The sequence below is a fragment of the Limnohabitans sp. genome, assembly GCF_044373035.1.
In the GTDB taxonomy this organism is placed as follows: domain Bacteria; phylum Pseudomonadota; class Gammaproteobacteria; order Burkholderiales; family Burkholderiaceae_C; genus Limnohabitans_A.
In genome coordinates this window covers 1-6,132 of record NZ_JBILQU010000228.1, presented here as the reverse complement: position 1 = coordinate 6,132, position 6,132 = coordinate 1, and the positions used below count along the sequence as shown (strand labels likewise).

At 51.3% G+C, this 6,132-nt stretch carries 9 protein-coding genes; 5 read left to right on the top strand and 4 right to left on the bottom strand.

The annotated features are described in order from the left end of the window. Nucleotides 1-1,482: 1,482 nt before the first annotated feature. The 4 genes from ACIQ47_RS16315 to ACIQ47_RS16300 all read left to right on the top strand — a co-directional run bounded on the left by ACIQ47_RS16315 (nt 1,483) and on the right by ACIQ47_RS16300 (nt 3,962). Nucleotides 1,483-2,220 carry a DUF5677 domain-containing protein gene (locus tag ACIQ47_RS16315; RefSeq protein ID WP_396439081.1) on the top strand — a complete coding sequence of 246 codons (738 nt, stop codon included), beginning with the start codon at nt 1,483-1,485 and terminating at the stop codon, nt 2,218-2,220. Nucleotides 2,221-2,753: 533 nt separating this feature from the next. Beyond that, complete coding sequence (locus tag ACIQ47_RS16310) at nt 2,754-3,032, top strand: BrnT family toxin (RefSeq protein ID WP_396439080.1); 279 nt, start codon at nt 2,754-2,756, stop codon at nt 3,030-3,032. A 10-nt stretch (nt 3,033-3,042) separates the two neighbouring features. After that, nucleotides 3,043-3,252 carry a BrnA antitoxin family protein gene (locus ACIQ47_RS16305; protein ID WP_019425223.1) on the top strand — a complete coding sequence of 70 codons (210 nt, stop codon included), beginning with the start codon at nt 3,043-3,045 and terminating at the stop codon, nt 3,250-3,252. Nucleotides 3,253-3,293: 41 nt separating this feature from the next. Beyond that, on the top strand, nt 3,294-3,962 hold the full coding sequence (locus tag ACIQ47_RS16300) for an SOS response-associated peptidase (RefSeq protein ID WP_396439079.1): 669 nt from the start codon (nt 3,294-3,296) through the stop codon (nt 3,960-3,962). Here the strand turns inward: ACIQ47_RS16300 and ACIQ47_RS16295 are convergent. The 4 genes from ACIQ47_RS16295 to ACIQ47_RS16280 form a co-directional block, all read right to left on the bottom strand. Next, entirely contained in the window at nt 3,925-4,272 is a 348-nt protein-coding gene (locus ACIQ47_RS16295; protein WP_396439078.1) for a DUF3024 domain-containing protein, read from the bottom strand. The two genes, ACIQ47_RS16300 and ACIQ47_RS16295, sit on opposite strands and share 38 nt — an antisense overlap. A 21-nt stretch (nt 4,273-4,293) precedes the next feature. Further along, nucleotides 4,294-4,515 carry a hypothetical protein gene (locus ACIQ47_RS16290; RefSeq protein WP_396439077.1) on the bottom strand — a complete coding sequence of 74 codons (222 nt, stop codon included), beginning with the start codon at nt 4,513-4,515 and terminating at the stop codon, nt 4,294-4,296. Then, nucleotides 4,512-5,024, bottom strand: coding sequence for a zeta toxin family protein (locus tag ACIQ47_RS16285; protein ID WP_396439076.1), 513 nt, complete (start codon nt 5,022-5,024; stop codon nt 4,512-4,514). The genes ACIQ47_RS16290 and ACIQ47_RS16285 overlap by 4 nt, the downstream gene beginning before the upstream one ends. 136 nt (nt 5,025-5,160) lie before the next feature. After that, a complete protein-coding gene (locus ACIQ47_RS16280; RefSeq protein ID WP_396439075.1) occupies nt 5,161-5,439 on the bottom strand; it encodes a hypothetical protein in 279 nt (92 codons plus the stop codon). Nucleotides 5,440-5,571: 132 nt separating this feature from the next. Here ACIQ47_RS16280 and ACIQ47_RS16275 point away from each other — a divergent pair, with 132 nt between their 5' ends. Continuing rightward, entirely contained in the window at nt 5,572-5,955 is a 384-nt protein-coding gene (locus ACIQ47_RS16275; protein WP_396439074.1) for a hypothetical protein, read from the top strand. The last annotated feature ends 177 nt before the right edge of the window (nt 5,956-6,132 follow it).

Genomic DNA, 6,132 nt, shown 5'->3' with positions numbered 1-6,132 from the left:
GCACTTAGAGGAAACTCTAGGTGCTTTTTCTTTAGTTCAAAGTAGTATGGTCCGGGTTTACTACTTCTCATAGATTTTTCGATGTCTTTTCATAGATTTCGGAACAGTCAAACATCCCCAATTCAATGAGCCGATAGTGACGCCTACATGGTGCCAATCTCGCATTGCTTTTTGCCTCTGCTCAAACACAGCTAGCGCTGTGCTCAGCTTCAAAAAAACGCTACGTTTGTTTTGATTGGTGTCCAGCTACTCAGCCCAGCGAGTCCAGGAAAAAACGCGCTGTAGGGCTTTTTTGAGCGCCGCACGGGTGCCTTATGCAAAAGAGCACTTCCTAATGCAGACTTTGCGCGTCAACATTCGCTAAAGGCTGTGAGCGGACTGCTCTAGTGGGTTATTGACCGGAAGCAGCCGACTATTAGCAGACTGTTGCGGTCAACGTGTGGGAACGTTGAACCTCGCGCCTTCCGAAATTATGTTCGGTAGTGCCAAGATGCTTTACTTTTACCAGCATGGGAACCTTCGGCCATATAAAGTAGGGTCGAACACACGCTAGCCCCCAATGTCAGCACACGTAATGTTTTCCGGGCAGCGTTGATACTTAGTAAGGGAGGAATAATGGCCAAAAAGAAGACAGGGAGCAAGAATTCTAGACCCGGCGGAGCAAGGTCATTCAGCACGCTTCCCCAACACGACTTGGCCGGGAAGACGCTCCGTCCGCCCTTACGCAAACTCGACAAGGTCAAGTTGACCTCGTGGCAGGACGACCACTTGCCTTCGATGATTTGGGCATCTCTGTTGACTGAAACACTGCCACGCAAAGACTATCTGGAGTGCTTTCGCAAACTCATTTCACATTGCGCTCCGTGGTTCGCCGATGGCGGCCTCTTGGATCGACGAGCGCCGGTATCAGCCGAGAGACATCAGATCGACTTCAGTTCCATCTTAGACTTCGACTCGATTTCACAGTTGCCTGACGAGCAGTTCAGTCAGTTCTTTGACCTGCTAGTAGCTCACCCCCTTGGGCGTAATGCCCTGAGGCCACTTCTTCGGCTTAGCTCTCCACCTGGAATAGAAAGATGGCACACGCTAATCGCTGACAACCCGGCTGACAGCGATTGGACATTGCTCGCTCGCGCTGTTGCAAGGTGTCTCGACCACCAGTCGGAGTCCTCGACGGATATACGCTGGCTCAAGCTTTCAGTTCCTATCGTTGCCGGCAAGATGCGGTTCGGGCCTGGCTTTGAGGAGCACGTTCGCCAGATCCTTGAGTTTCCGAATCGTGGTGACCTTAGGTCTGTGCGCCCGTCGATCCGTGTGGCAGAGGTTGCCGTTCGACGAAATCCCCCCCCTGCATGGATCCGATCATTCTGGGATGAGTGTGTTCGAAGTACTTCCTGCGTCGACCCAACTGACATTCAGAAAGAGTTGCGACGCCAACCATCCCACCTCGATCCACGCGAGGTATTCGGTTGCAGGTCAGACTTGACGAATCGATTCTTTGAGGTCAAGTCGAGTGAGCGCGTGGACGCTCGTTTGGACGCGGTGTTTGGTCTCACGCTTTATGCGCTCTCTATTGTTACAACGCTTGCTGCCACACGGACACAAGAAACCATGCTCGGCCGTCTAGCGCTCCGCGCCTTGGTCGAAGCTCAATTAACCCTAGCGTTTCTCGCGTCTCGAGATGAGCCAAAGTTATGGAGTCAATGGCGGATATATGGCTCAGGGCAAGTCAAGCTTGCGTTCCTAAAGGCTCAGGAGTCTTCCGGCGATCTTCCCGGCTTCTACAGTTCCGACGAGCTTGAGCAGCTTGCGAACGAAGACATTTGGCAAGAGTACCTCGACATCGATCTCGGCCACTGGACGAAGGGAAACCTGCGGTGGATGGCCATTGAAGCAGGCGAGAAAGATATTTACGACAAATTCTACGGATGGTCTTCCGGGTTTGTGCACGCTCAATGGGGGGCAATTCGAGACACCGACTACGTCACTTGCCACAATCCCTTGCATCGCCTGCATCGGATACCCAGGGCAATAGCTCGACGCCAAGCAAGCGTCGAGAAGGACGCCGTTGAGCTTCTGAACTTTATGCTTGAGATCGTTGACCGACTGTATCCTGGACCGTCGCAAATACGCCGTTTGAGTTGTTTTCCTAGTACCGGGGCTACTGAAGAGCCGCACCCTGACCAAACTCACGAGCCGAACCAAGACACTGCGACCTAACATGTAGCTCAAGAAGAGGGCTAATGAATGACCTCCATGGGTGTCGGCATTTGGTTGTTTGGCGTTATGACCGCTTCTGGCCGATAGATGGCAGCCATCACTGTAAGCCGATGTCTGCTACCGCTGCTTACCCAGTCTTTTCTGTGGGTCACGAAGCCACTGGCTACAGAAGAAACGCCCAAGTTGGTCCGATTTTTCGTGACTACTTCCACGACAGACGGACGAATGCGCTCGTAGAGTTGGCGAGAGTTGGGTGGCGCTGCGAATGCAGTGATCGAAATCGAGCACAGTAGCAATATGGCCAAGACGGGAGAAACAAGCCTGTTCGGCAAATGCATGGCCAAAACTCACAAAATTATCAATACTGTGATGGTGGATGATGGATGGGCTCAAGGGATGAGCCAGGAACGATTTACCCCTGGCAGAGCAAACGCTTTACGCCTGCTTAGACGGGTAGCACTGGGTGATCATGTTGCCTAGCGAGTATTGAAAATTCGGTTGCGGTTTGTAAAAATAAAAACTACACTGTAGTTATGACCATACGATTTGAGTGGGACCCTAAAAAAGCTGCTTCCAATGAGAAGAAGCATGGCGTTTCATTTGAAGAGGCGCGCACAGTCTTCTTTGATGAAAACGCGAAACTGATCGATGACCCTGATCACTCGGAAGAGGAAGATAGATTTGTCCTGTTGGGCATCAGCAGCACGCTGCGCGTCATGGTTGTTTGTCATTGCTACCGAGAGCAGGGCAATTTAATTCGAATCATTTCTGCCCGAAAAGCTTCAGCCCATGAATCCAAGCAATACCGCTAAGAGGCCAAAAATGCGAAAAGAATACGATTTCACCAAAGCGCGTAAAAACCCTTACGCAGCCCAACTGAAAAAGCAAATCACCATCCGGCTGGATGAAGACTCGATTGGCTACTTCAAAGGCATTTCTGAGCAAGTTGGAATTCCCTATCAAAGCCTGATCAATCTTTACTTGCGTGACTGCGCTGCACACAACAGAAAACTGGATCTGAGTTGGAAGTGATGGGACTGATCAGTCGGCACCCTTACTTTTGAATTCAGTGTGTGTGCACCAATTTCACGCCAACAACACGCGCCCAATGGGTCAAGGAAAACCTGGGTGTTGAGCTGCCTTCAGGTTTCCCTGAAGAAGCCTATCCCGGTTACCTCGCACCTGTGGTCGTCAAGAGTCGGCAATCCGAACGTGTCGCCTGTGGTTTGGCCAGGTTCGGTTTGACACCAGGATGGGCCAAGGACGACAAGATCAGTCGGCACACCTACAACGCACGCAGCGAGACTGCCGCCCAGAAGCCCAGTTACCGGACAGCGTGGCGGCAGCGACAGTTTGGACTGCTGCTGGTCGACAACTTCTACGAGCCCAGTTACGAGTCTGGCAAGGCAGTGCGTTGGAAGATTGGATTGGCCTCAGGTGACCCTTTTGGCATTGCCTGCTTGTGGGATCGTTGGACGGATCCAGCTTCAGGTGAGTTGGTCGTCAGCTTCTCAATGCTGACGGTCAATGCCGATGACCATCCGGTGATGAGGCAGTTTCATAAGCCCGGGGACGAAAAACGCACCCCTGTGATCATGCCGCCAGAGTTACAAGATGCATGGCTTTCTGCCGATACGACCCAAGCCTCTGAACTTATGACATGGTCACACATGCCGGATTTGTCAGCCCTCCAAGCGCCATTTCTCAGCCGAAGAAGCAGCCGTAGTGGTCTGACTCAATGACATCCAGTGCATCGACCAGATCATTGACCTCGAACATGGGTTCATACGCGTGCCATTTACCGCTTGCTCGCATCCAGAAGATTTTCCAAAAACCGGTCACTTTGACGAACCGAAACCTGGCTATAGGCCGACGGGTTACTTCGCCGGGAGTCCCCCTCCAAGCAGGCCTTACTTCTAAAATAGTCACGGCCTGACTGTCGATTTCGTAGTCGTAATCAACGGATTGCTTGAGGTGAGCAGGAACGCGAGCAAGGCACCAATCGCCAACGACCTGGTCGATTTCTCCGATGTCTTCAATGCTGAGCGCCATGGAACGCCTATCTTGCGCGATTCAAAGAGCTTGAATGTGTGGTGTGGGCTTAACTGATTCAAGCTCGCGCATCTTGATCAATTCGGCGGCAGTGATTCGTACAGGTTTACCGTCAATAGCCACGATGATGGCTGTGTTGGTCTTGATGGCAATGTCCCGTGCGCTTTGAGCTGAACGTTGGATCGCGGCATAGGATCCGGCTAAATCAGGATCTTTGGAGGTTCGAATGTCTTTTGTGTTCATTTGTCACTCCATTCAATAAGTTGTGGCTCAGGGCCTGAGTTATCGTAAAAAGCCCATGAGTCAACGACTTTGCTGTAGCGCTCATGAAAATTTTCAAGCCCGGACTTGAATCGTCTGCGAATGATTTGCTCAGGGATATTGTGCCCCCCTTGGACAACCCGTTCCGCCACCCGAGAAATGGCAATATCTTCGCTGGGCAGCGACAAGAACCACAGCTTAACTTGGTAACCGAGCTGCTGCCAAAGGGCTATTTTCCGCAGGTAGCCCTTACCGGATAAGGTGGTTTCGAAGGCAAAGCTTTGACCTGATGCGACGCATTCGTCGATTTCTTCCAACATAAGCCTGCCAGCTTTGATGGATGCGGACTCAGGATTGAACGGCGCCAGACCCGCAGCGATCAAATCAGCATTGATGAACCGGAGCGTTTGGGCCTCGGCTGGCAGAAAATCCCGTGCGAAGGTCGTTTTGCCTGCGCCGTTTGGTCCTGCAATGATGATGATCTTTTTCAAATGACTTGAGCTTCTGGGTTGACCGTTCGGGCAATCCTAGGCTGTGCTTTTCATGCTGGCCGAAGATTCATGTAATTTTATGCTCAACGATCCGTGGTCGCCAACCAATTGGCGGGAGTGCGCTCAAGTCTGAGCGCTATTGCAGTGCTGGCCCCACTTGAATGCTGTGAAACCCGTACATGGCCCAGAGCAGCCAACGGGCGTCTTGCGCATTGGGCGCCCGAATTTCCGTGGCAATGACCTGCGTTCTTCCGTTGACCTTGACTCTGACTGATGCTTTGTATGTGCGCATCAAGTACTTATCTAGATCAAAAAAGACCTGTACATTTGAATGATTGGCATAAGACTTGATCCAAGCAAGGAGCTGCATGCCTGCGGCATCAGGTGGCTGCGCCACTTCAAGATGCCATTTCATTCAGGTGATATTTCAATTGAATGATTGAAATTACTATATGTCTGTGACTTTTTCACTTATTGCCGAAATCTATGAAAAAGCGCTAAATACACAGGAAATCCGAGATTTCTCACATCAAGGAGTCGGCACCCTGTGATCAAAATCACCGTTCATGAGTCAGTCGAGGAGGCTTTGCACAAAGCCTTTCCTCGGCCCGCTGCTTCGGCTAACAAAGCATTGGCCAAGTATGTCGCTGTGGTTGAGGCCATGCTGTTCGATGCCTTGCAACACGGCCAAACACCCGAACAACTCAAGCTGAACTTGTACGCGGTGTCTTTGGATCAATTGGCCAATAAGGGTGGCCAAATTGGTTCAAAAAAGATTCGCCTTCACAAATGGTTGCGCGACATCGGTTCAGGCACAGCTCCAATGAGGCCAGAGGCCGAATCAAAGCGAGGGAGCAGGCAAGAAAAACGGAGAGAAAGGAGCTGCAGGACGACAATTGAACTTATAGTTATCCACAGCCAGCAGACATAAAAGCTGGCTCAAGCCCCTGGTCAAAATTCAATCGGCACAGGTGGTCAATATTGGATCGGCGTCAACAATTCAGCCGTTCAAGTGTTGTTTTGCTGAATGGTGATGGCATCTGGATGGCAGGCAACCAAGAACGCCATCATTTCAGTTGCGTCTTTTGTCGTATAAAACCGCACCATC

What these genes read in the sequence shown, in the direction of transcription:
- ACIQ47_RS16280 (WP_396439075.1), bottom strand. Translation starts at nt 5,439, where the DNA reads ATGAAATGGCATCTTGAAGTGGCGCAGCCACCTGATGCCGCAGGCATG.
- ACIQ47_RS16295 (WP_396439078.1), bottom strand. Translation starts at nt 4,272, where the DNA reads ATGGCGCTCAGCATTGAAGACATCGGAGAAATCGACCAGGTCGTTGGC.
- ACIQ47_RS16305 (WP_019425223.1), top strand. Translation starts at nt 3,043, where the DNA reads ATGCGAAAAGAATACGATTTCACCAAAGCGCGTAAAAACCCTTACGCA.
- ACIQ47_RS16290 (WP_396439077.1), bottom strand. Translation starts at nt 4,515, where the DNA reads ATGAACACAAAAGACATTCGAACCTCCAAAGATCCTGATTTAGCCGGA.
- ACIQ47_RS16310 (WP_396439080.1), top strand. Translation starts at nt 2,754, where the DNA reads ATGACCATACGATTTGAGTGGGACCCTAAAAAAGCTGCTTCCAATGAG.